Genomic DNA, 24,923 nt, shown 5'->3' with positions numbered 1-24,923 from the left:
CTTGCGAAAGAAGGGGGGGAGCTCGCCCTTTCGCGACAATCGGAAAGGGCGAGCGATGCTGCGGGCGTGCTGCCCCGTCTCAGCGAGGCGGGACGAGGCGATCGACATGCCGGTCGCTGCCGACCGGCACGCGGCGATTTACCACTTGTAGCTCACGTTGGCGTACACCAGCGCACCGTTGAAACCGAACGGCGAGGCGCTGCTGTAGGGCAGGTAGGTGCGCGTGCCCAGGCCGGCTTCCTGGCGGTCGGGATACTCGTTGAGCACGTTGTCGCCGCCGATGGTGAAGTTCCAGTCGTTCAACTTGTAGGACGCGGCCAGGTCCAGCGTCCACTTGGCCGCATAGGTCTGGTCGCTGCCGGCGTTGGTGCCGAAGGTGCTGAACTCGCCCCAGCGCGTGGCGGTGCCGGTGAACGACCAGTTGCCTGGCGACCAGGTGCCGCCCAGGAAGAACTTGTCGCGCGGCGTGCCTTCGGTGATGCGACCGAGTTCGGCGCGGCCGATGCGCACCGCACCCGGATCGATCGCTTCCAGCGCTGCCGGGTTGTCGGCGACCCGTTCCACTTCGGTCTTGTTGTAGTTGTAGCCGGAGGTCAGCTCCGCGCTGCCGCCGTCCAGGTTCCAGCGATAGGTGCCGACCGCATCCACGCCTTGGGTCTTGGTGTCCACCGCGTTGGTGAAGTAGCGCCCGCCACCGATGCCCGGGAAGCCATTGGCCTGCAGATAATTGCGCGCCGCATTGGAGGTGAGGTTTTCCGACAGCACGATGCGGTCATCGATATCGATGCGGTACGCATCGACCGTGATGTACAGGTTTTCGATCGGCTGCAGCACCACGCCAAGACCGTAGTTCTTGGATTCCTCGGCCTTCAACGGCTCGGCGCCGAGTGCGATCGCGGCCGGGTTGTCGGTACGGAAGGTGCCGATCTCGAACGGGATCGCGGTGACCGTGCCGTTGGGCTGGGCCACGTTGAGGAACTGCGTGGCGATCGACTGGAAGTTCTGCTGCTGCAACGACGGCGCACGGAACCCGGTGGAGGCGGTGGCGCGGACGGCCACCTTGTCGGTGAACGCGTAACGCAACGACAGCTTGCCGGTGGCGGTATCGCCGAAGTCGCTGTACTTCTCGTAGCGCCCGGCCAGACCGGCCGAAAGCTTTTCGGTCAGATCCGCTTCCAGATCGACGTACGCCGAATGGCTGTTGCGGTTGTAGTAGCCGGCGTCGGAGAGTTTGAAGCCGGGAAACACCTGTGCGCCCGGGATCAGTGTGCCTGCCGCAGAGGGAATGCCGCCATTGGCCGAGGACGCCGCGTCGCCGGGCGACTGGTTGAACTTCTCGCCGCGCCATTCCGCACCGAAGGCCAGCGTGACCGGATACGCCAGGCCCCAGTCGAGCGTCCTGGTGAAGTCGGCATTGAGCACGTTCTGGGTCACTTCCAGCGTACCGGCATGGAAGTCGGTCGGGCTGGCCAGGCCCAGGCTGTTGTTCAAGCTGTTGCGCACATCGAAGGTGAGATTGTTCTGGCCGTAGTTGTAGCTCAGGTCGATGTTCAAGCCGCCTTCGGTGGAGGTCTTCAAGCCGCCCACCCACGACACGTCCTTGCTGACGTTGTAGATCTGCGGCAGGAAGCCGTCCGGATAGATTTCCGGGCGGTTGCGGTTGTCGCCGGCAAAGCGGAAGTAGCCGTTGGAGAGCACTTCGCGGCGGCTGACCATGCCGAACGAGTAGAAGGTCAGGTAATCGGTGGGGCTGTATTCGCCATTGAAGGAGATCGCGCCCTGGTCGATGTCCGGATCGCCGTAACGCTGCTCCACGCGGCCCTGGAATGGCAGTGCGCGGTTGGTCTGGTCCGAATGTCCCGCCTGTGCGGCCAGATGCACCTTGCCGGTGCCGGCAAAGCTGAAACCGGCATCGCCGGACAGCTGATACTGCTCGCCATCGCCGGCGCTGTACTTGCCGTAGCGGCCATTGACGCTGCCGCCTTCGCCGCTGCCCTTGAGCACGATGTTGATCACGCCGGCAATCGCATCCGAACCGTATTGCGCCGATGCGCCGTCACGCAGCACTTCGATGCGCTCCACTGCGGCGATCGGAATGGTGTTGAGATCGGCCGGCGACGAACCACGGCCCTGGGTGTCGTTGAGATTGATCAACGCGGTGCTGTGATAGCGCTTGCCGTTGACCAGCACCAGCACCTGGTCGGGCGACAGGCCGCGCAGCTGCGCCGGGCGCACTGCGTCCGAGCCGTCGGAGATGGCCGGGCGGGGGAAATTCAACGAGGGGATCGCGCGTGACAGCGCGGTAGCCAGCTCGGTGGTGCCGGTCGATTCCAGTGCCTGTGGCGAGATGATGTCGATCGGCGATGCCGATTCGGCCACGGTGCGATCGGCCACGCGCGTGCCGGTCACGATCAAGGTATCGAGCGTTTTCTGGGTGGGAGCCTGTGACTGCGCGGACGCGTTTGAAGCGGAAAACGACAGTGCAAGAACAACGGCAACTGCGAGTGGACTGGTCTTGCAATTCATGCGGTGACAACTCCGAGTGGGGAACGGATGCATCGCAGGGGGCCCCCTCCCGGGCCGCGTCCGTTGCGGCAGCTGCGGTGCGTTCCCAACCATTAACCACGTGTAACCGCATGTCAAATTTTGGTTACGTTGCGCAAGTAACTGTCATGTATGACGTGCTACTGCCATCGTTGTCATCGTGCACCAAAGTGATGCGTAGTTTGCACCAGACCTGCGGTATCAGCCGCTTGCCTGCACCATCATGGACATCGATACGAGATATGAAACTTCTGCATCAGAACGTGATCTGCACCGCATCGGCACTGCGTTGCGCAGGACCATGGAACACCGCTTCGATGTTGTTGCCATCCGGGTCGAGCACGAACGCAGCGTAGTAGCTGGGGTGATAGGGGCGCACGCCCGGCGCGCCGTTGTCGCGACCGCCGTGGGCGAGGGCGGTCTGATGGAATGCATGCACCATGGCCACGTCGTGCGCCTGGAAGGCCAGATGGTGGCGGCCGGTGAGTTGGCCTTGCGCCATCGTGTCGCGATCGGACACGAATAGCTCGTCGGCCCAGAAGAATCCCTCGCCTTCGCCACCGATCGGAATGCCCAGCACATCGAGCACCGCCTGGTAGAAACGTCGGCTCGCCGCCAGATCGTGGACGACCAGATGCAGGTGATCGATCAGGCGGCCACGTGAGAGCTGCGCTGCGTCCATGGTGGGTGCTCCGGCAGGGTGGAAGCGGTGTTGATACCACCGTAGCCGCCGGCAGCTCTTCACGGCGCATCGATGCCCGCGCCTGGATGGCTGCATCAAACGCCGCACGGACAACGGATAAAACGCACACGCCCCGGGCAAGCCGGGGCGTGTGGTCAGGCGTCAGGATGCGGTCGTGCCGCGCGCGTCAGCAACCAACGCGTGGCAACACCGCAGCAGTGTGGAGCGCTGTCTTGATTACCAGCGATAGTTGATGCGGCCGTACACGTAGGCACCGTTGAAGCCGAACGGCGACAGATTGCTGTACGGGAACTGCCCGCTGGTGGAGTTGGCGAAGTTGTTCTCGTCCGGGTACTCGTCCAGCAGATTGTCCGCACCCAGGGTCAGCGTCCAGCGATCGATCTTGTAGCTGGCCGAGGCATCCACCACCCACTTGGCGCCGAAGGTCTGGTCGTTGATCGCCGCGGCCGGACGCGTGCTGTACTTGCCATAGCGCGTGGCACCCAATGCCAGCGTCCAGTGCTCCAGGTTCCAGCTACCGTTGACCAGGAACTTGTCGCGCGGGAAGCCTTCCTCGATGCGACCGCGTTCGGTGCGGTCGATGCGCTCCAGGCTCAGCCCGTTGGCCGACAACGCAGCCGGATTGGCGGCGACGCTGCGCACTTCGGTTTCCGAATAGTTGTAGCCGGCGGTCAGGTCCACGCTGCTGGCGGCGAGCTGCCAGCGGTAGCTGCCGACCACGTCCACGCCGCGCGTGCGCGTATCCACCGCATTGGTGAAGTAGCGCCCGCCGTTGATGCCGAAGATGCCCTGCGCTTCGAGCAGGTTACGCACGCCGGTGCCGGTGAGGTTGGACGACAGCACGATGCGGTCGTCCACGTCGATCTGGTACGCATCCACGGTGAGGTAGAGCGCATCGGTCGGCTGCAGCACCAGGCCCAGGCTGTAGGACAGCGAGGTCTCGGCATCCAGCGGCTCTGCGCCCAGCGCGCGCGCCACGTTGCTGTCGGCCGGGAAGGTGCGGATCTCGAACGGGTTCGGATTGCCGGCCAGGAAGGTGGTGCTGGTGGACTGGAAATACTGCTGCGCCAGCGATGGCGCGCGGAAGCCCGACGCCACCGTGCCGCGCAGCGCGATCTTGTCGGTGAACGCATAGCGCCCGGACAACTTGCCCGATGCCTGGCTGCCGAAGTCGTTGAAGTCTTCGTAGCGCCCGGCCAGGCCGGCGGAGAACTTGTCGGTGAAATCGGCTTCCAGATCTGCGTACAGCGCGTAGCTGTCACGCGAGTATCGCCCGGACACGCTGGGCGCGAATCCGCCAAAGCCCTGCGCGCCACCGGCCAGTGCGCCGGCCTGGAAATACGAGCCCACTTCGCCCGGCGACTGGTTCCACTTCTCGTTGCGGTATTCGGCACCGAAGGCCACCGTCACCGGATACGCCAGGCCCCAGTCGAAGCCGCGCTTGACGTCCAGGTTGACGATGTTCTGCGTGGTCTCCAGCGCGCCATCGTAGAAGGAGGTCGGCGAGCTCGGCCCCAGGCTGACGTTGAGGGTGTTGCGGGTGTGGAAATCGATCTTGTTGTAGCCGTAGTTGTAGCTGGCATCCCAGTCCCAGCCACTAGCGGTGGAACCGCGCACGCCGGCCACCAGCGAGCGGTCCTTGGCGTAGGTCTGGATTTCCGGCAGGAAGCCCTGCGGATACACCGACAGGATGTTCTGGCTGCTGCCCGGCGCGCGGAAGAACGCGAACGAGGTGATGTCGCGGTTGCTGGCGGAGGCGAAGGCGTAGCCGGTGATGCTGTCGCTGAAGGCGAACTCGGTATTGGCCGACACCGCCTGCGCATTCACGTCCGGGTCGCCGATCTTGAACGCCTTCTGGCCCACGGCCGGCTGCGAGGCGCTGGGTGCGCCGGCATAGCCGCGCGCGCGGTCGGTGGGGTCCTGCTGGTTGAGCTGGGCGGCCACGTGCAGCCAGCCGCGCTCGTTGCCGTAGGCCACGCCGGTGTCGCCGGACAGCTCGTAGTTGCTGCCGTCGCCGGCCGAATACTGGCCGAAGCCGGCCTGCAGGCTGCCGCCCTTCTCCGCGCCCTTGAGCACGATGTTGACCACACCGGCGATGGCATCGGAGCCGTACTGCGCCGAGGCGCCGTCGCGCAGCACTTCCACGCGCGCGATCGCCGCCACCGGAATGGTGTTCAGGTCCACTGCCGCGGCGCCACGGCCGATGGTGCCGTTGAGGTTGAGCAGCGAGGAGGTGTGGCGGCGCTTGCCGTTGACCAGCACCAGCACCTGGTCCGGCGACAGGCCGCGCAGCTGCGCGGGACGGATCGCGCTGGTGCCGTCGCTCAGGGCCGGGCGCGGGAAGTTCAGCGACGGCAGCGCGCGGGCCAACGCGGTGGCCAGCTCCGAGGTGCCGGTGGCCTGCAGCGACTCGGCGCTGATGATGTCGATCGGCGACTGCGACTCGGCCACGGTACGGTCGGAGACGCGGGTGCCGGTGACGATGACGGTATCGAGCGTATTGGCGGGCGCGCTGGCCGGGGTGGCGGTCTGGGCGAAGGCGGGGGAGGCGAGCAGCGCCGCAACGACGGCGGTTGCGAGCGTGGACAACGGGTAATTCATGACAACTCCGAACGGGGGTCCAGGCAGGACCAGCAAGGCTGGGCGGGGTCTGGTCGCGGCGATGCGAAGGGAACGACGGCCAGCCCGAAGGCGCTAATTATTCGTTAACGCTAGAATGGCGTCGCAGGAGTGCTGCTCATCTGCTCATTCCTTTTCGTTCTATCGGACTGTCCATCAATGATTTCCCTGCGCAACTTCTCCATGCGACGCGGCGAGCGTCTGCTGTTGTCCAACGTCGACCTGACCATGCATGCCGGCTACCGCGTTGGTGTGGTGGGCCGCAATGGCACCGGCAAGTCGAGCCTGTTCGCCGCGGTCAAGGGCGAACTGGAAGCGGACAAGGGCGATGTCGACCTGCCCGGCAAGGTGCGCACCGCCAGCGTCTCGCAGGAAACCCCGTCGCTGCCCGATCCGGCGCTGTCGTTCGTGCTCGGCGGCGACATCGAGGTCTCGGCGATCCTGCAGGAAGAGGCCGCAGCCACTGCGCGTGAGGACTGGGAAGCGGTCGCCAATGCGCACCAGAAGATGGCCGAGCTCGGCGCCTACGACGCCGAGGCGCGTGCCGGCAAGTTGCTGCACGGCCTGGGCTTCCCGGCCGACACCCATCACCGCGCGGTGTCCTCGTTCTCCGGCGGCTGGCGGGTGCGCCTGAACCTGGCGCGCGCGCTGATGATGCCCAGCGACCTGCTGCTGCTGGACGAACCGACCAACCACCTGGACATGGATGCGGTGCTGTGGCTGGAGCAATGGCTGCTCAAGTACCCGGGCACCTTGCTGCTGATTTCGCATGACCGCGAGTTCCTCGACAACGTGGCCACGCATACGCTGCATCTGCACGGCGGCACCGCCAAGCTGTACGTCGGCGGCTATACCGATTTCGAGCGCCAGCGCATCGAGCACCTGCGTCAGCAGCAGATCGCCCACGACAAGGAACAGGCCGAGCGTGCGCATCTGCAGAGCTTCATCGACCGCTTCAAGGCGCAGGCCAGCAAGGCCACCCAGGCACAGAGCCGCATGAAGCGCCTGGCCAAGATGGCCGGCACCGAGGCGGTACGCGCCGAGCGCGAATTCCGCATCCAGTTCGCCCAGCCCAATCGGTTGCCGTTTTCGTTGATCCGGCTGAATCACGCTGCGTGCGGGTATGCGGCTGCGCCGCGGGAATCGGGAATCGGGAATGGGGAATCGCAAAAGCTGGGGTCCAGCGATGCGATTACCGTGTTGCACGATGTCGGATTCGGATTGGAGGCGGGTGACCGGATCGGGTTGCTGGGGCCGAATGGTGCGGGTAAGTCAACACTGGTCAAGACGCTGGTGGGCGAGCTGCAGCCGCTGTCGGGCGAGCGCAGTGCGCATCCGGATCTGCGGATCGGCTACTTCGCCCAGCACACGGTGGAATCGCTGCACGAGGGCCAGTCGCCGATGGATCACTTCCGCGAGCTGTCGCCGGATGGCGCCAATCAGGCGTTCCGTGATTTCCTGGGCAAATGGAACTTCGCTGGCGACCGCGCCTTCGAAGTGGTGGATGGGTTTTCCGGCGGCGAGCGCGCGCGTCTGGCGCTGGCGCTGATCGCCTGGCAGCAGCCGAACGTGCTGCTGCTGGACGAACCGACCAACCATCTGGACCTGGAAATGCGCGAGGCCCTGGCCGAAGCGCTGAGCGACTTCGAAGGCGCCATCGTGATGGTCTCGCATGACCGCCATCTGATCGGCCTGGTCTGCGACAGTTTCTGGCGCGTGGCCGATGGCGTGGTCGAGCCGTTCGCTGGCGATCTGGACGAATACGCCGCCTGGCTGCGCAGCCGCCCGGCCGCCCAGGGCACCAAGCAGAAGATGGCCGAAGTGGCGCCGACCCCGCCGCCGCCGACCAAGCCGCTGCCGCCGAAGAAAGCCGTCAACCCGCACAAGCTGGCCAGCGCGGAAAAGCGCGTCGGCGAGCTGGAAGCCGCGTTGGCAGAGCTCGACCGCCAGCTGGCCAACCCGGCGAACTATGCCGACACCGACAAGATGGCGGTGCTGGGCCGCGACCGTGAGGCCACGGCGCAGCAGCTGGCCGCCGCCGAGGCGGCGTGGATGGAGTTGATCGAAGGCGCGTAACGCGCAGGCGTTACGATGCGCGTGGGGCCAAGCACAGGGAGGTAGGCAACATGATCAGCGCCACCATCAGTCTGGAAGACCATCTGGCCGCGCAGCGCCTGCATGCGCGACAGACGGCCAAGCTATTGATCGTGATCCTGGTGGTCCTGCTGTTGATCGGGGCGGGGTTGCTGCAACTGATCGGGGCCGGCGAAATCATCGGCCCGATGCTGATCGGTGCCGGAGGCGGCGGCTTGATCGGCCTGGTGGTGTTGCACGTCTGGGGCTTGCCGCGGAAGATCAAACGCCTGCACGCGCAGCAGGCCGCGCTGCGGCATACCTACACCTTTGCGTGGGACGAGACCGGGCTGGAGATCACCTGGGCAGACGGGCGACTGCGCCGGCCCTGGTCCGATTACATCCGCTACCGCGAGAACGAGCGGGTGCTGCTGCTGTATCACAACGACCGCTTGTTCGAGCTGTTCGCCCCGCACTGGTTCGCCGACAGGGCGCACTACGAGGCGTTTCGCCGCGTGGCGGTGCAGGGGATCGCGGCATCCGCGCGCCGCTGAGCGCAGCGGCGGGCTCGCTCAACCTGAGCGCTGTTGCTCTGTTGTCAGCCAGTCGCGCAATCGCGCATCGGCATCGCCTTCCGGGCGCGAGCGCAGCCGGGTGAGCCAATAGCGTCCGGCGTCGATCTGGATCGGGAACGGGCAGACCAGGCGCCCGGCATCCAGATCCTGGCGAAACATCGGCAACGGCAACAACGCCACGCCGGCACCGGCGGCCGCCGCGCTGGCCAGCGTCAACGACGAATCGAACATCGCCCCGCGTGCGGCGACTTCGGCCACGCCCGCCGCGCGAAACCACTGCGGCCATTCGTCCAGACGGTACGAGCGCAATAACGGCAGCTGGGCCAGATCGGCCGGTGTGCGCAGGCCCCGCGCCATGCTGGGCGCGCACACCGGCGCAAACGGCGCCTCCATCAGCGCATGGGCGATCTGGCCCTGCCAGTCGCCGTCGCCGAAACGGATCGCCAGATCCAGCCCTTCGCCAGCCAGATCGACCCGGTTGTTGTGGGTGGAGAGGCGCAATTCGATCTCCGGATGCGCGGCATGAAACGCTGGCAATCGCGGCAGCAGCCAGCCGGTGGCGAAGGTGCCGACCACGCCGACGCTGAGCACCTCGCGATAGCGCCCATCGGCAAAGCGCTCCAGGGTCGCCGCGATGCGGTCGAAGGCCTCGCTGAGCACCGGTGCCAGCGCCGCGCCCTCGTCGGTGAGCGCCACGCCGCGTGGCAGGCGGTGGAACAGGCTGCTGCCCAGTTGCTGCTCCAGCGCCTTGATCTGGTGGCTGAGTGCGGCCTGGCTGACGCACAGCTCGCTCGCGGCGCGGGTCAGGTTCTGGTGGCGCGCGGCGGCCTCGAAGGCGCGCAAGGCGTTGAGCGGGAGGCGGGGGCGTGGCATGCACAGAGATTAGTTCAATTCATGCCAGGGATCGAAACATCGCAATAGTCCGGTGGCCGGCATGCGCCGATACTGCGGGCTCTTCCCTGGAGGCTGCTGCATGTTGAACCGTCGACAATTCCTGTACGCAACCGGCGCGGGCGTGCTGCTTGCGGCCTCCAGACCTGCATGGGCACTCACGCCGGCGATGACGGTGGACGATGTGCTGCGGGCGCAGTGGGCGGAGATCGAACGCCGCAGCGGCGGCCGCCTGGGCATCAGCCTGCTCGACAGCGCCACCGGCAGGCGCCTCGGCCAGCGCGAAGACGAGCGCTTTCCGATGTGCAGCACCTTCAAATTTGTATTGGCTGCGGCGGTACTGCAGCGGGTGGACAGGGGCGAGCTGACATTGGCGCAACGGGTAACGATCCGCGCCTCCGACATGCTCGAGCATGCCCCGGTCACCGAGCGCCATGTCGGCGGGGCGCTGAGCGTGGCCGAGCTCTGCCGGGCCACGATGATCTACAGCGACAATCCGGCCGCCAACCTGCTGTTTCCGCTGGTCGGCAACCCGGCCGGCCTGACCGCCTTCCTGCGCGGCATCGGCGATGCGCACACCCGCAGCGACCGCCGCGAGCCGGAGATGAACCGGTTTGCCCCTGGCGACCCGCGCGATACCACCACGCCGGCGGCAATGGCCGCCACCTTGCGCACCCTGCTGCTCGGCAACGCGCTGCAACCGGCCTCGCGCAAGCAGCTGACCGACTGGATGATCGACAACCGCACCGGCGATACCTGCCTGCGCGCCGGCCTGCCGCGCGGCTGGAAGATCGGCGACAAGACCGGCAGCAACGGCAGCGACACCCGCAACGACATCGCCATCATCTGGCCACCGGCAGGCAAGGCGCCATTGCTGCTCACCGCGTACTTGAATGGCGCCAGCGTCGACAGCGATGCGCGCGACGCGGCGTTGAAGGCAGTGGCGGCCGCGGTGCGCGACAGCATCGTGGGGTGAGCGCAACGACCCGCTGCCTCCCGCGATCCATGTCGCGTGTGAGTGGGAACGATTGGCATGCTGGATGCGGCCGACGCGCACTGAGCGGCACCGTGCGCAAGCATGCTGAGCACGCAGCAGCCTGCGCGCTCACCGCATGCCCGGCTGCAAGGTTCAGCCGGGTGCCCCGATCGGCAAAGGCAGGTCTTGCTGCAGCCGCGCCGGCCCGCCCATGGCTGGATCACTGACGCTGTCTGCACCGGTTTCGATACGTCCGGCCAGACGCTGAGCTGCGCCGTCGTGGTGCACCCACAGGTCGTACCAGCCGCCAGTTGCCGCCGCTTTCCAACGGCGCCGCTCGGTGGTGCCGGGTGCAACGCTCAGGCGCTCGTGCGGCTGCGCGGCTGAATATGCGGCCGGTTGCAGCTCCACCTGCACGACAGTGCTGCCGGCATTGCGCAGCGATAACAACACGGCCGCGGGATCGTTTGCATCCTGGGTGATCTCGGTCACCAGCAACGGTGCACTCAGATCGCCACGGTAGTGACGATGGAATCCGTTGGGGCCGAGCAACCACAGATCGTAACGGCCGTCGTCGGTGGTCCACGTGGCATCCACTGCTGCGCCGCTCCCTACGGTGTAACGGCGCGGAATCGCCGCAAGATCAAAGCGGTCGTAGACATGCAGGACCACCGCAGCACCCGCGTTGGACATGCGCAGCCTCACCTGGCCACGCTCGGGCAACGCTGCCAGTTCCACGCTTTGGCGATACGGCAGCGCCCGCGAACGGCGTGTACCGAAGGGCTGCTGCGGCGGTTGCAACGCGGCAGGCAAGGGCGGCAGTGCGTGTTCGCGCAGGGCTGCCGCGCGCGCTGCGGTTGCGCTGACATCGGGCAGCGCCGCGGCGAACGGGCGCGCATCGGCCGTGCGGAAATCGAACGCATTGACCAGGTCGCCACAGACTGCGCGCCGCCACGGTGTGATCTCCGGTGCGGGCACGCCGAAGCGGCGTTCCAGCAGCCGCAATACCGATGTGTGGTCGTACACCTGCGAGTCCACCCAGCCGCCGCGGCTCCACGGCGAGATCACGTACAGCGGCACGCGCGGACCCAGGCCATAGGGGCTGCCGCGCAGCTCGGGCAGATCCACTTTCTGTTCGCCCGGTGCCGGGTGGCGGTGGTAATCGTCGTCGGTGGCGATGCTGGATGCGCCGGCAAGGCCGCCGGCCGCGCGTGGGTCCGGCGACGGCGGCGCCGGCGGCGGCATGTGATCGAAAAAGCCGTCGTTCTCGTCGAACATCAACAGCAATGCGGTGCGGCTCCACACCTGCGGGTCGGCGGTGAGCGCATCCAGCACGCGTGCAGTGTAGGCCGCGCCTTGCGCTGGACTGGACGGATCCGGATGTTCGCTGCCGGCCGCATCGGCAATGATGAAACTCACCGATGGCAGTTGCCCGCCCAGCACATCGGCGCGCAGCTGCTCGACACCGCGCGTGCTGACGCCACGCGCGCGCAGTTGCGCATCGTGCCCGGGCGCGGCATTGAAGGCCTGCCGGAATGGCGCGAAGCCCGCCAGCGGGTTGTCGGTGAAGTTGTCGCGCATGTCCTGATAGATCTGCCAGGACACGCCGGCGTTCTGTAGCTGCTCGACGTAGGTCGTCCAGCGGTAGGAGTCGGGGAAACCGCCCAGCTCCGCAAAGTTGTCGTGCGAGTTGCCGATCACCGGGCCACCGGCACGCGCCTGCGGGTCGTTGCCGCCGCTCCACAGGAACACGCGATTGGAATTGGTGCCGGTCTGGATCGAGGCGTGGTACGCATCGCAGATGGTGAAGGCGTCGGCGAGCGCGTACTGGAACGGAATATCCGCGCGCCGGTAATAGCCCAGCGCATGGTTGTGCTTGGCGGCGGCCCAGTGGCCGAGCCGGCCGTGATCCCAGGCGCGTTGCGCATCCACCCAGCTATGCGGCGTGCCTTGCACGCGCATGAAGCCGAATTGCGCTGCCGTATCCAGCGCGAACGGCGTCAGCCATTGGCGGCCGTCCTCGCTGGGCTGCAGCCACACCGTGCGCGCGGGCGCGCCCGGTAGCGGCGGTGCGGGAATCGGAAAACGATCGCCGAACCCGCGCACGCCGGGCAGGCTACCGAAGTAATGATCGAAGGCGCGGTTTTCCTGCATCAGGATCACCACATGCTGCAGATCCTCCAGCGTGCCGGTGCGGCGGTCCGGCGCGATGGCGGCGGCCCGCGCGATGCTGGGCGGCAGCAGCGCGGCGGCGGCACTGGCAAGCCCGGTCTGCAGAACGCGGCGGCGGGGAAGGTCGATCATCGTGTCACCTGGTTGGCGTTCCCATCCTGTCTGCGTTGGAGCGGGCTGAGCGTAACCGACGCGTCAGCGGGTTTATTGTCTTGCGCTTGCAACACCGCCGATCCTCTCCGTTTACACCTGCGTGGCAGGCGATGCAGGGGGCGGATCGGGTGGCGTGTCTTCAGCCCGATCCGCTCCAGCACATCGCAAAGCCTATCCCGCGCAGCTCGGCCATACGCCGCCGACGTTAGAGATCCAGCGTCAACGTCAGCCCGACCGTGCGTGGCGCGGCGATAAAGGCGCTGTCGCTGCCGTCCACGCCTTCCAGGTAGCGTTTGTCGGTGAGGTTGCTGACGTTGAGCGCCAGCTGCAGGCCCTTGAGCTGCGACGACAGCTGCGACAGTTCCACCCCGAGGTTGGCATCGAAGGTGGTCACGCCATCGAGTGCGGCGCGGTTGGAGGCATCCAGGTAGCGCTTGCCCAGATAGCGCCCGGACACACCGAAGCGCCACGCCTGGCCGCGCCAGTCCGCCGACATCACCAGGGTGTTGCGCGGTTGGCCGATCACCTGCGCGCCCGGGGTGATCTCCAGCGCGGTATCGCGTGCGGCGTCGCCGCTGCCCAGGTAATCGGCCTTGTTGTAGGTGTAGGCACCGTTGATGCGCCAGCCGTTGTCCCAGCCATAGCCCAGTGCCGCTTCCACGCCGCGCGCATGCACGCCGCCGAAGTTCTCGTACACGCCGTCGGTTTCGCCCAGGTAATCGATGCCGGTGACGAAGTTGGCCGGCACATAGACGATGCGGTTGTCGAAGCGGATGTCGTACAGGGTCACGCTGCCGGTCAGCGGCCAGCGGCTGAGGCGCAGGCCGAGTTCGACGTTGTCGGCGGTTTCCGGTTGCACGCGGCTCAGTGCGACCGGGTCGGTCTCGCCGAGCACGCCGGAGGGAATCGCGGCGAAGTTCTGCGAGTAACCGGCAAAGGCTTCCAGGCCCTGCACCGGTGTGGTCCAGGTCAGGCCGGCCGACAGCAGCGGGTCCGAATGCGAATCCGATTCCACATGCTGCGCATCGCCGATGCGGCGGTCGCGGGTCTGGTCGACGAAGAACTGCTTGACGCCCACGCGCCAGGCGAAGGCGCCGTAGCGCATCACGTCCTCGACGTAATACATCTGCTCGTCGGTCTGGTAGTTGTCCTTGAACTGCACCCAGTACGGCTGATGATCGAAGCTGATGTTGGTGCCGACGTTGAGCAGGCGATGCCAGTCGCGGGTGACACTGCGGTCGTAGCGCTCCAGCCAGGCGCCGGCGCGCACGGTGTTGTCGATGGCGCCGAGATCGGCGCGCCATTCCACATCGGCCATCGCGCCGGCGCGGTGGTTGTCGTAGTGGCTGTGCCGATACGACTGCACCGGCACCGAGCCGGCCGGATAGCAGGCCGGGTTGGATTCGGCCGGCACCGCATCGCTGCCGGCGCAACCGGCCAGCATGGTCGCGGCCGCGCCGCCGGGCGTGAGGTAGTACAGCTTGCCCAGGTCGCTGCCGGCGTACACGGTGTTGCCGCCACGCGCTTCGGATTCCGGCGCGCCGGCGCCATCGTTGGTGACATCCACCAGATACGGCGGAATCCAGTCGCCGCGGCCCTGCATGCGATGCGCATAGCCGGTCAGCGTGGTCTTGAAGCCGTTGCCGCCATCGAAGGCGCCGCGCAGATAACCAAAGGTATTCTTGCGCAGCGCACGCGAGCCGGAGCGGTAGTTCTGGTCCAGGTACGGAATGCCGGTGAGCGTGCCGGTCAACAGATCGTGCTCGGGGTCGCGCGCGAACTGCTCGGGCGTCACGCTGGTGTATTCGGATTCGTCGGCATCGTCGTAGGAGGCGTAGCCGCTGAGGGTCCACTTGTCCAGGATGCTGACGAACTTGCCGGCCAGATGATCGCGGCTGGTGTGGCCGCTGCCGTCGATCCAGTCGTCGTTGCGTGCCGACGAGCCGCTCACCCAGGCGCGTGTGCTGCCCCCGAGCAGGCCGGTGTCGTAGCGCGCGTAATACTTGCGCGCCTGGTTGTCGCCGATGCCGCCGATCACGCGCACGCGCTGCTCTTCCAGCGGCTCGCCGGTGAGATAGTTCAAGGTGCCGCCCAGCGCTTCGTTGGAGCGCGAGGCGATGTCGGCGGTGCCCTGGCTGACTTCCACCGTTTCCAGGTCCGGCATGTCGATGAAACGGTTGGCCTTGGAGCCGCCGCCATACGCCGAACCGCCATTGGGCACGCCATCGATGGTGGTGCCGATCTGCTGGGTATCGCGATTGCTGACAAAGCCGCGCATGCTGATCTGGGTGCCCCAATCCGACGAGCCGAAGGCATCGGCCTCGGTGACCACCACGCCGGGCAGTTCGTTGAGCGCATCGTTGACGCTGCCGAGCACGAACTGGCGGTCCAGCATTTCCTTGCTGACGTTGGTCTTGGAATACGTCATCGCCTGGCCGACCACCTGCACCTGATCCAGCGTGGACACCTGTTCGCCAGCGCTGCCCGGTTCGGCCGCAGCCGGGCCAGACGCTGCGCCATCAGGGACTTGTTGCGCATAAGCGGGCAGGGTGAGCGGAACCAGCAACAAGGCGAGCGTGGCCGGACGGCGCACGCGCGAGGAGGACGTCGAATCCATTGCAATCCAACAAGCGGGGAGGGTCTGCAAAGACTGCCGCGCTTGCATTGCGTGATGATGACCGCGCTAAAGGTGTGGCCGAGATCACCAGATGGACTTGGGAAGTCCTAACGTCGGGACGATGGCGATTCAGCGCTGTCTGGATGTTTCCGGGCCGCGCTGTTGCAAGACACCCGGAGTTTCGTGTTGCAGCGTTGTCTCCACTTCAAGACAAGCGATTTCGAATCGTCGCGTTGTTGTAGATGCACTCAAGTGCTCAGGTCAAGAGCCTGGTAAGTCGAGTGCGCGGTGCCCTCACCACTTGCAGGACACGCCGTGAATCCGTCCATGGAGGCTCCTTGGCGGCATCCATGCCGCCAAGGGTCCCGCAACCGGTAAGGACACCGCACCAGACATTTGGTCGGTGGCCGCGTGAAAAGCCGCTTGTCGAAACGTGTGTCGGGTTTCGAGCGGCACACCACTATCGAGCAACGCGCATCACGCACTGCTCTTAACCATGCACGCCGACCACCTTGACTGGTCCTTGTCCGCTCACCATCGCGGGACCTTACGCGGCATGGATGCCGCGTAAGAGCCTACAAGGACGTACTTGCGGCGTGTCCCGCGACGGGGGGCGGGCAAGGGCCTTGCAGCCAGGCCGCAGATCAACCGCTTGACAACTGATCCATCCAAAAAGTCGTCCACCAGCTGCTTCGCCTTGCGGCGCCCCTCGCAATGGTGGGCGGGCAAAGGGGCCTCTGCAGCAACGCCGCATATCGCCTGATCAGCAGCGCAGCGACCGACGACAGCGAAACAGGTGTATCAGCCGCCCTTGGTGTGCGGCGCCGCTTCGGCCTGTTGTGTTTCCGGCATCAACTCCAGCGCCGATGGCGTGGTGCGCAACATCGGGCGGAAGGAGATTGGATGGGTGCGGCGGCGCGTGAAGCGCAGCAAGCGGGTCAGGGTAAATCCGGACAGCGCCAACAGCATCGCCGCGAAATACACCGGCAGTGCCGCAGGTCCGAATTTCTGCATTGCGCCACCGGCCAGGGCCGGACCGATCGCTGCGCCCACGCCATGCACCAGCAGCAGGCTGCTGCAGCCGGAGAGCAGATCTTCGCGCGGCAGGTAATCGAGCATGTGCGCCACCGCAAACGGATACAGCGAGAACGCCAGCCCGCCGTACACGAAGAACAGCACGAACAGCAGGTTTGCCTGTGCCTGCACCATCGGCACCGCGGCGGCGATCGCAATGCCGGCTGCCAGCACGCTGATCGTGACCAGGCCGATGCGCCGGTCATGGCCATCGCTGATGCGCCCGATCGGCCACTGCAACACCGCGCCGCCGACGATGGCGGTGAGCATGAACATCGCCACGCCATCGGCATCCAGCCCGATGCGGTTGGCGTACACCGGCAACAAGCCCCAGAACGCCCCCATCGCCAGGCCCGACAGTCCCGCGCCGATGGTCGCCACCGGCGCCAACGCATACAGCGTTTTCAGGCGCAGCCGCGAGACGTGCGGCACTTCGGGCGGAATCAGGCGCGTGGCCATCACCGGCATCACCGCCGCACAGATCAGGATCGCCGTCAGCGTGAACATCGCCGGTGCGCTCGCATCGCCTGCGGTGAGCAGGATCTGGCCCAGCGCCAACGCCGACAGGTTGATCGCCATGTACACCGAGAACACCCGGCTGCGCCGACGCGCGTCCGGCTCGGCGTTGAGCCAGCTCTCGATCACCGTGTACAGGCCGACCAGTGCCGCGCCGGTGACCAGGCGCAGCAGGCCCCAGCCCCAGGCGTTCAACCAGATCGGATGCAGCAACACGGCAATCGCCGCCAGCGCCGCGTAAAAGGCGAATGCGCGGATATGCCCGATACGCCGAATCAGCGGCGGTGCGAAAAAGGTGCCGAGAAAGAAGCCGGCGAAATACCCGGACATGATCAGGCCCAGCGCACGCGCATCGAAACCGGCCTGGCCACCGCGCACGGCAAGCAAGGTGCCGAGCAGCCCGCTGCCGGTTAGCAACAGGGCAACGCCCAGCAATAAGGCAGTCAGCCGCAACATGGATGCGGTCCTCGTGGGGGGAGAGGCGCGTCGATCACGTGTTCGAGTGTAGCAGCCCGGATTGTGCGGCTTGATCGAAACGACCTGGCTCAGTGGCTCTCGATAGCGGCCGGTGTGAGGTCAGGCCGATGCAAAGCGTGAGTTTGTGGCGTGCGGGATGGTCGCCTCATCTCTCTGCGCGGTTCGCGAGATCACGCCGATTTGATGACTGCTCGATGCGTAGGCTGCTACCTTCGATACGCGCGCGACCCTCCGACCTCGTGTTTCTGCCGATTGGAACGGCGATGTCGAGCGAGCGCACCTGGCGCGCAAGCGCCACCCAGCCACCATCGATCGATGTCTCTCACCCGCAAGATGTTCGCGCGCGTGCAGGGTCGCAGACGGCCCACTGCACCTGCCTGCCCGCATCCGTCTAGAATCTGCGCCCCGCATCGTCTTCAGCTGATCCTGCCATGCCCATCTACGGTTTCCAGTGCACCACCTGCGGTCACGCCTTCGACCGCCTGCAGAAGATGGCCGACCCCGATCCGCAGACCTGTCCGGCCTGCGCGGCGGCTACGATCAAGCGCCAGATCACCGCGCCCTCGTTCCGTCTGTCCGGCAGCGGTTGGTACGAGACCGACTTCAAGTCGGCGGGCGAGAAGAAGAAAAACCTCACCGAAAGCAGCAGCGCCGGCGGCGATGCCAAGCCGGCGGCCGCCGCCGAGAGCAAGCCTGCTGCCAAGCCCGCGGCCGACCCCGCCTGAGCCGGACCAGCGCGCCGCAGCCGCTGGCAGGGCGGACGTCCCAACCCCTGGACCCAGCCGCGCGCGGCGCGCCTGTTCGCTGCTTCAACGCGCCTCGAAGCGTGCCCGGCAACCATCGTTGACCCACACCGTCGCACGGCGCTCGTCGTACCCCCAGCTGCGGCCTTCTTCGCAACGGGTGTCGGACAGCTGGCGGGTCAGCACCGGGCGGCCATAGCGGCCATCCCAGCCGCAGGTACGCAGGCGGCGGTCGTCGCTGGCGCAGGTGATGGCGTAATCGTTGCGCGGGCGGTCGTCGCGGCCACCGTAGCCGCCGTCACCCCGGTCCCAGCCGCCGCCGCGTGCCTGTGCAAACTCGCCCCGGCAGCCGTCGTCCACCCAGATCCGGCCCCCGTCCTGGCGCCAGTTGCGGCCTTCCACGCAGGGCGTATTGGACAGCTGGCGCACCAGCATGGCGCGGCGCCAGCCGGTGTCGCAGATCTTCTGGCGCTGGTCGTTGCTCTCGCAGCGGACCGTGCCGGCCACCCCGCCGCCGGGTCCACCGTTGCCGCCCCAGCCGCCGCCGTTGCGGCCATCGACAAAGCGCGCGCGGCAGCCGTTGTCGACCCAGACGCGGCCGCGCTCGCTGCCCCAGTTGCGGCCTTCGATGCAGCGCGTGCCTGAGATGTTTTCGACCAGTACCGCGCGGCCGCGGAACGGCGTATCGCACTCGCGGCGACGGTTGTCGTTGCTGGAGCAGGTGATGCTGGGGCCGTTCCAGCCGCGGTCCTGCGCAGCGGCAGGCGCGCTGGTCAGCAGGCCGGTCAGGGTGATCAGGCCGAAGCCGGAGAGCAGCAGGGCGGTGCGCAGCATCGTGGCGTCCTTGGTGCGGAAGGGTCTGGCGCCTATTCAGCCGGGCACTGACTTAAGCGGCCATGAGCGCCAGCAGATTTGCTCCTGCCGCCCGCCGGCCCCAGAATATCCGGCTCTCCGGCGCTGTCCTGTGTCGGGTTTTTCAGCGGAGCTTTCGATGCGTACCCACTTCTGCGGCCTGGTCGACGAGACCTTGATCGGCCAAACCGTCACTCTCGCCGGCTGGACCGACGTGGCCCGCAACCTGGGCGGGGTGTGCTTCATCGACCTGCGCGACCACGAAGGCATCGTGCAGGTGACGGTCGAACCGGTCGCAGGCGACGACGCCAGCGCCGAGCTGTTCAAGGTGGCCGCTAGCCTTGGCTACGAGGACGTGCTGCAGGTCGAAGGTGTGGTGCGTGCGCGGCACGCGGTCAACGACAAGCTGCGCACCGGCAAGGTGGAAGTGATCGCCACCCGCATCAGCATCCTCAACAAGGCCGCGCCGCTGCCGTTCCACGCGCACGAGAACCCGGGCGAGGAGACGCGCCTGAAGTACCGCTATCTGGACCTGCGCCGTCCGGAAATGCAGCGCATGCAGCGCACCCGCATCAAGCTGGTGCAGGCGCTGCGCCGGCACCTGGACGCACGCGATTTCCAGGACATCGAAACCCCGATCCTGACCAAGGCCACCCCGGAAGGCGCGCGCGACTTCCTGGTGCCGGCGCGCATGCATCCGGGCGAGTTCTACGCCTTGCCGCAGAGCCCGCAGCTGTTCAAGCAGATCCTGATGGTGGCCGGCTTCGACCGCTACTACCAGATCGCGCGTTGCTTCCGCGACGAAGCGCTGCGCGCCGACCGCCAGCTGGAATTCACCCAGCTCGACATGGAATTCGCCTTCGTGCGCGAGCGCGACGTGCAGGATTTCGTCGAAGACATGATCCGTGCCATCTTCGCCGAAGTGGTGGACGTCGAACTGGCCGCGCAGTTCCCGCGCATGACCTGGGCCGAGGCGATGCGTCGCTATGGCTCGGACAAGCCGGACCTGCGCATCGCGCTGGAACTGGTCGACGTGGCCGAACTGGTCAAGAGCAGCGAGTTCCCGGTGTTCACCGCCGCCGCCAACGATGCCGACGGCCGCGTGGCCGCGCTGCGCATCCCCGGTGGCGCCACGCTGTCGCGCAAGCAGATCGACGAATACGCCGCCCATGCCGCCAAGTACGGCGCCAAGGGCCTGGCCTACGTCAAGCTGTCGGAGAGCGGCGAAGTCAGCTCGCCGATCGCCAAGTTCTTCGACGAGCAGGCCTTCGCTGCGCTGCTCAAGCACGTCGGGGCCGGCAACGGCGACATCGTGTTCTTCGGTGCCGGCGGCTACAACAAGGTGTCCGACTTCATGGGCGCGCTGCGTTTGAAGGCCGGCAAGGATTTCAACCTGATCGCCGATGGCTGGGCGCCGCTGTGGGTCACCGATTTCCCGATGTTCGAGTGGGACGAGGAGGCGCAGCGCTACGTGGCCCTGCATCACCCCTTCACCGCGCCGGCGGTGGACGACATCGCCGACCTGCGCGCCAATGCCCGCACGGCGGTGTCGCGCGGTTACGACATGGTGCTCAACGGCAACGAAATCGGCGGCGGCTCGATCCGTATCCACCGCCCGGACATGCAGAGCGCGGTGTTCGAGCTGCTCGGCATCGGCGCCGAGGAAGCGCGCGCCAAGTTCGGCTTCCTGCTGGATGCGCTCAACTACGGCGCACCGCCGCACGGCGGCATCGCCTTCGGCATCGACCGCATCGCGGCGCTGATGGCAGGCACCGATTCCATCCGCGACGTCATCCCGTTCCCCAAGACCACCGGCGCACAGGACCTGATGACCGACGCCCCGTCGCCGATCGCCGCCGATCAGCTGGCCGAAGTGCACGTGCAGGTACGCCCCAAGCAGGTCTGACCTGCCACCCACGGCCACCCCAGCGTGGCCGTGCAGCCGATACGCTGCGCCGCGCAGCGTGTCGCGTGCAGGGATGCCGCGGGCGCATCGCGCCCCCGCCCAACGATCGATGCCCGCATCTGCGGCCGCGACTGCCGCAGCCGCGACGCAGGGCCTTGCTCCGCGCTCGCCCTCAACAACGCACTGCGCGCAGTCCACACCCGCGCCGGCCCGCAAACGCGGATCGGATCGCAGATGCTCTTCCGATTCCCGATTCCCGATTCCCGATTCCCGATTCCCGATTCCCGATTCCCGATTCCCGAATCCCGAATCCCGAATCCCGAATCCCGAATCCCGAATCCCCGCTTGCGACCCCACCACCGCATGCGCGAAGCTGCCACGTCCACCCGGCAAGAGACGCCCGCATGACCCGCATCCGCCGCGCCACACCGGACGATGCCGAAGCCTTGTCGCTGCTGGCTGCGCAGACCTTTACCGAAACCTTCGGGCATCTCTACCCGCAGGAGGATCTGCACGGCTTCCTGCAGGAGACCTATGCGGTCGAGCGCGCGCGCATCGTGCTGGCGCATCCGGACTATGCGATCTGGCTGCTGGAGATGGACAACCTGCTGGTCGGCCACGCTGCCGCCGGCCCCTGCGGGCTGCCGCACCAGGACGTGCGTCCCGGCGACGGTGAGCTCAAGCGGCTGTATCTGTTGAAGGACTACCAGAACAGCGGTTGGGGCAGCCGCCTGTTCGAGACCACGCTGGACTGGCTGGAGCGCGACGGCCCGTGCACGCTGTGGATCGGCGTGTGGTCGGAGAATTTCGGCGCGCAGCGCTTCTACGCCCGCTACGGGTTCGAAAAGGTCGGCGAATACGATTTCCCGGTCGGCAAGATCCTCGACCGCGAATTCATCCTGCGCCGCACCCCGCGCATTGCGGCCGATTGAACGGCGCGCCGATGTCCGGCTGGCGCGGCGTGCGACCACGGTTGCCCGCGCCCGGCCACGCTGAGTGCCACCGGCACCATCCCCACCTCGGTCGCCTGCAGGCCAGCACGCGCATCGGTTGCCGGTCTGCCGGCCCGGCGCGGGTGGCGTTGATTCGCGCGCACCTGACTCACTGCAGATCCGGCACGCCGTCGCGCTCACCTGAAGCCGGCGCCAAGTCGCGGTCATGACCTCCGTGTCCGGCGCATCCTCGTTCATCCCGGGTCACTCCCAACGCATCCTGCGTGAGCGGGCGAGCGCCGCGACCGCCGACGTGCTGCTGGTGCACGGCATCTGGAACACCGCGCACTGGCTGTTGCCGCTCGCGCGCCGGCTGCGTGCCGAGGGCCTGGCGCCGGCGCTGTTCGGCTACGCCAGTGTGCTCGGCGGACCCGAACGCGCCGTGCCACGGCTGATCGAACGCCTGCAGGCGACCGGCGCGCAATTGCTGGTCTGCCACAGCCTGGGCGGCCTGGTCGCGCTGCAGGCCCTGCGCGCCGCGCCCGAATTGCCGGTGCGCCGCGTGGTCTGTCTGGGCTCGCCGTTGTGCGGCAGCGCCGCCGCGCGCGGCCTGGCCCGCCGCGGCGGGCGTTGGGCGCTGGGGCGCAGCGCGGCCTTGCTGCAGCACGGTGTCGTGCAATGGGAGGGCGAGGCGGAGATCGGCCAGATCGCCGGCACTGTCGCGCGCGGGGTGGGGCGATGGCTGGCGCCGCTGGACGGCGGCTCGGACGGCACCGTGGCACTGGCCGAAACCCGCCTGCCCGGGCTGCGCGACCATTGCGTGGTGCAGGCCAGCCACAGCGGCCTGTTGCGCTCGCCCGAGGCCGCGCAGCAGGTACTGCGCTTCCTGCGCCAGGGCCGGTTCCGCCGCTGAACGTCGCCGCCCCGGTGCGGGCGAGCAATCAGGTAAAATCCGCGCCCTGTCATCCAAGCCAGTCTGGAACCACCCATGGGTAGAGGCCCCTCCATCGAAGGCCGCAAGAACGCCTCCGACGCCAAGCGCGGCAAGATGTTCACCAAGATCATTCGCGAGATCAGCGTCGCCGCGCGCGGCGGCGGTGGCGATCCGTCCAACAACCCGCGCCTGCGCGTGGCGGTGGACAAGGGTCTGTCGGCGAACATGTCCAAGGACGTGATCGAGCGCGCCATCAAGAAAGCCACCGGCGAGCTGGAAGGCGTGGAGTACGAGGAAGTGCGCTACGAGGGCTACGCCCCCGGCGGCGTGGCGGTGATCGTGGACTGCCTGACCGACAACCGCGTGCGCGCGGTGGCCGACGTGCGCCATGCCTTCAGCAAGTGCGGCGGCAACATGGGCACCGACGGCTCGGTGGCCTTCATGTTCAAGCGCCTGGGCGTGCTGAGCTTTGCCGCCGGCACCGACGAAGACACCCTCACCGACGCGGCGATCGAAGCCGGCGCCGACGATGTGGTGGTCTACCCGGAAGACGGCGCCATCGACGTGCTGACCGCCCCGGACGCCTTCGCCCAGGTCAAGCAGGCGCTGACCGCCGCCGGCCTGGAGCCGGCACACGCCGAAATCACCTTCCGCGCCGAAAACGACATCGCCGTCGACGGCGACACCGCCGTGCAGGTCCGCAAGCTGCTCGACATGCTCGAAGACCTGGACGATGTCCAGGACGTCTATTCGAACGTCGATCAAGCGGCGCTTGGCGCCTGATGATGGCCGGGATGGCGGGATTCGTTATTCGGGATTCGCAACAGCAATGCGATCGCCGCACTGCAGGTGCGTCACTAATCTCGAATCCCGAATCCCCAATCCCGGCGTTTCGATGACCCGCATCCTGGGCATCGATCCCGGCTCCCAGCGCACCGGGCTCGGCATCATCGACGTCGACGAGAGCGGTCGCAGCCGGCATGTCTATCATGCGCCGCTGGTGCTGCTGGGCGAGGGCGACTTCGCGCAGCGGCTCAAGCGCCTGCTGCACGGGCTGGGCGAGGTGATCGAGACCTACCGGCCGCAGGAAGTGGCGATCGAGAAGGTGTTCATGGGCAAGAGCGCCGATTCCGCGCTCAAGCTCGGCCACGCGCGCGGCGCGGCGATCTGCGCAGTGGTGCTGCGCGATCTGCCGGTGCACGAGTACGCTGCCACCGAGATCAAGCTGGCGCTGGTCGGCAAGGGCGGGGCGGACAAGGTGCAGGTGCAGCACATGGTCGGCATCATGCTCAACCTGAAAGGCAAGCTGCAGGCCGACGCCGCCGACGCACTGGCGGTCGCCATCACTCACGCCCACGTGCGCGCCACCGCGCAGCGCCTGGGCGTCAATACCCAACAGGCCTGGAGCCGCAAGAAATGAGAATCGGGATTCGGGAGTCGGGATTGGGGATTGGCAACGGCAGGTTCGTTCGCGCTGAGCTGATCGGGCTGTACGCGGCCGTTGTCAACGGCCGCGAGGGAACTAACCAATCCCCAATCCCCAATGCCCAATCCCGGCATCTCCTTGGAGGTGCCCAATGATCGGCCGCCTGCGCGGGCTGCTGGCCTACAAGCAGCCGCCGTGGCTGGTGATCGATGTCGGTGGGGTGGGGTATGAGCTGGAGGCGCCGATGAGCACCTTCTACGACCTGCCCGATGTCGGCCGCGACGTGATCCTGTTCACCCACTACGCGCAGAAGGAAGACAGCGTGTCGCTGTACGGTTTCCTGCGCGAAGGCGAGCGCAGGCTGTTCCGCGACGTGCAGAAGGTCACCGGCATCGGCGCCAAGATCGCGCTGGCGGTGCTCTCCGGGGTCAGCGTGGACGAGTTCGCCCGGCTGATCACCAGTGGCGACATCACCGCGCTGACCCGCATCCCCGGCATCGGCAAGAAGACCGCCGAGCGTATGGTGGTGGAGCTGCGCGACCGCGCCGCCGACTTCAGCAGTGGCGCGCCGATCACCGGCCAGCTCGGCCCGGATGCGGTGTCCGAAGCCACGGTGGCCTTGCAGCAACTGGGTTACAAGCCGGCCGAGGCCGCACGCATGGCACGCGAGGCCGGGGCAGAAGGCGACGAAGTCGCCACGGTCATTCGCAAGGCCCTCCAGGCCGCGCTGCGTTAGGCCG

18 protein-coding genes are annotated in these 24,923 nt (G+C 67.0%); 10 read left to right on the top strand and 8 right to left on the bottom strand.

Annotation, left to right across the window (positions count from 1 at the left end):
• Positions 1 to 138: 138 nt before the first annotated feature.
• The 3 genes from DGN21_RS14785 to DGN21_RS14775 form a co-directional block, all read right to left on the bottom strand.
• A complete protein-coding gene (locus tag DGN21_RS14785) occupies positions 139 to 2,526 on the bottom strand; it encodes a TonB-dependent receptor (RefSeq protein WP_126966262.1) in 2,388 nt (795 codons plus the stop codon).
• A gap of 274 nt (positions 2,527 to 2,800) precedes the next feature.
• Positions 2,801 to 3,226 carry a VOC family protein gene (locus DGN21_RS14780; protein ID WP_160954771.1) on the bottom strand — a complete coding sequence of 142 codons (426 nt, stop codon included), beginning with the start codon at positions 3,224 to 3,226 and terminating at the stop codon, positions 2,801 to 2,803.
• Positions 3,227 to 3,463: 237 nt separating this feature from the next.
• Positions 3,464 to 5,848 carry a TonB-dependent receptor gene (locus tag DGN21_RS14775; RefSeq protein WP_215824971.1) on the bottom strand — a complete coding sequence of 795 codons (2,385 nt, stop codon included), beginning with the start codon at positions 5,846 to 5,848 and terminating at the stop codon, positions 3,464 to 3,466.
• A gap of 177 nt (positions 5,849 to 6,025) precedes the next feature.
• Here DGN21_RS14775 and DGN21_RS14770 point away from each other — a divergent pair, with 177 nt between their 5' ends.
• Positions 6,026 to 7,942: an ABC-F family ATP-binding cassette domain-containing protein gene (locus tag DGN21_RS14770; protein WP_126966260.1), complete on the top strand. Its 1,917-nt coding sequence runs from the start codon at positions 6,026 to 6,028 to the stop codon at positions 7,940 to 7,942.
• Positions 7,943 to 7,992: 50 nt separating this feature from the next.
• Positions 7,993 to 8,493, top strand: a complete 501-nt coding sequence (locus tag DGN21_RS14765) for a YcxB family protein (RefSeq protein ID WP_046343867.1) — start codon at positions 7,993 to 7,995, stop codon at positions 8,491 to 8,493.
• Positions 8,494 to 8,511: 18 nt separating this feature from the next.
• Here DGN21_RS14765 and ampR read toward each other — a convergent pair whose 3' ends face one another.
• Positions 8,512 to 9,387: a LysR family transcriptional regulator AmpR gene (ampR, locus tag DGN21_RS14760; protein WP_126966259.1), complete on the bottom strand. Its 876-nt coding sequence runs from the start codon at positions 9,385 to 9,387 to the stop codon at positions 8,512 to 8,514.
• 100 nt (positions 9,388 to 9,487) lie between these two features.
• On the opposite strand from ampR, the gene bla reads away from it, so the two are divergent.
• On the top strand, positions 9,488 to 10,381 hold the full coding sequence (bla, locus tag DGN21_RS14755; protein WP_126966258.1) for a class A beta-lactamase: 894 nt from the start codon (positions 9,488 to 9,490) through the stop codon (positions 10,379 to 10,381).
• A gap of 153 nt (positions 10,382 to 10,534) precedes the next feature.
• Here bla and DGN21_RS14750 read toward each other — a convergent pair whose 3' ends face one another.
• The 3 genes from DGN21_RS14750 to DGN21_RS14740 form a co-directional block, all read right to left on the bottom strand.
• On the bottom strand, positions 10,535 to 12,685 hold the full coding sequence (locus DGN21_RS14750; protein WP_126966257.1) for a phospholipase C, phosphocholine-specific: 2,151 nt from the start codon (positions 12,683 to 12,685) through the stop codon (positions 10,535 to 10,537).
• 226 nt (positions 12,686 to 12,911) lie between these two features.
• Positions 12,912 to 15,323, bottom strand: coding sequence for a TonB-dependent receptor (locus DGN21_RS14745; RefSeq protein ID WP_126966256.1), 2,412 nt, complete (start codon positions 15,321 to 15,323; stop codon positions 12,912 to 12,914).
• An 801-nt stretch (positions 15,324 to 16,124) separates the two neighbouring features.
• Positions 16,125 to 17,369: an MFS transporter gene (locus DGN21_RS14740; RefSeq protein WP_126966255.1), complete on the bottom strand. Its 1,245-nt coding sequence runs from the start codon at positions 17,367 to 17,369 to the stop codon at positions 16,125 to 16,127.
• A gap of 452 nt (positions 17,370 to 17,821) precedes the next feature.
• Between DGN21_RS14740 and DGN21_RS14735 the strand changes: the two genes are divergently transcribed.
• Positions 17,822 to 18,115 (top strand): zinc ribbon domain-containing protein, encoded by a 294-nt coding sequence (locus DGN21_RS14735; RefSeq protein ID WP_016904137.1) that lies wholly within the window; start codon positions 17,822 to 17,824, stop codon positions 18,113 to 18,115.
• An 84-nt stretch (positions 18,116 to 18,199) separates the two neighbouring features.
• Here DGN21_RS14735 and DGN21_RS14730 read toward each other — a convergent pair whose 3' ends face one another.
• Positions 18,200 to 18,967, bottom strand: a complete 768-nt coding sequence (locus DGN21_RS14730; protein ID WP_104568106.1) for a DUF3011 domain-containing protein — start codon at positions 18,965 to 18,967, stop codon at positions 18,200 to 18,202.
• Positions 18,968 to 19,124: 157 nt separating this feature from the next.
• On the opposite strand from DGN21_RS14730, the gene aspS reads away from it, so the two are divergent.
• The 6 genes from aspS (at position 19,125) to ruvA (ending at position 24,919) form a co-directional block, all read left to right on the top strand.
• Positions 19,125 to 20,891: an aspartate--tRNA ligase gene (aspS, locus tag DGN21_RS14725; RefSeq protein WP_126966254.1), complete on the top strand. Its 1,767-nt coding sequence runs from the start codon at positions 19,125 to 19,127 to the stop codon at positions 20,889 to 20,891.
• A 404-nt stretch (positions 20,892 to 21,295) separates the two neighbouring features.
• Positions 21,296 to 21,823 carry an N-acetyltransferase gene (locus tag DGN21_RS14720; RefSeq protein ID WP_126966252.1) on the top strand — a complete coding sequence of 176 codons (528 nt, stop codon included), beginning with the start codon at positions 21,296 to 21,298 and terminating at the stop codon, positions 21,821 to 21,823.
• A gap of 226 nt (positions 21,824 to 22,049) precedes the next feature.
• Complete coding sequence (locus tag DGN21_RS14715; protein WP_184429071.1) at positions 22,050 to 22,736, top strand: alpha/beta hydrolase; 687 nt, start codon at positions 22,050 to 22,052, stop codon at positions 22,734 to 22,736.
• 75 nt (positions 22,737 to 22,811) lie between these two features.
• Positions 22,812 to 23,540, top strand: a complete 729-nt coding sequence (locus DGN21_RS14710; protein ID WP_024940614.1) for a YebC/PmpR family DNA-binding transcriptional regulator — start codon at positions 22,812 to 22,814, stop codon at positions 23,538 to 23,540.
• 112 nt (positions 23,541 to 23,652) lie between these two features.
• On the top strand, positions 23,653 to 24,177 hold the full coding sequence (ruvC, locus tag DGN21_RS14705; protein ID WP_016904120.1) for a crossover junction endodeoxyribonuclease RuvC: 525 nt from the start codon (positions 23,653 to 23,655) through the stop codon (positions 24,175 to 24,177).
• Between the two features lie 157 nt (positions 24,178 to 24,334).
• Complete coding sequence (gene ruvA / locus DGN21_RS14700) at positions 24,335 to 24,919, top strand: Holliday junction branch migration protein RuvA (protein WP_016904121.1); 585 nt, start codon at positions 24,335 to 24,337, stop codon at positions 24,917 to 24,919.
• The last annotated feature ends 4 nt before the right edge of the window (positions 24,920 to 24,923 follow it).

It is taken from the genome of Xanthomonas sp. MLO165 (genome assembly GCF_018831305.1).
In the GTDB taxonomy this organism is placed as follows: domain Bacteria; phylum Pseudomonadota; class Gammaproteobacteria; order Xanthomonadales; family Xanthomonadaceae; genus Xanthomonas; species Xanthomonas arboricola.
This window is presented reverse-complemented; position numbering and strand designations above follow the sequence as displayed.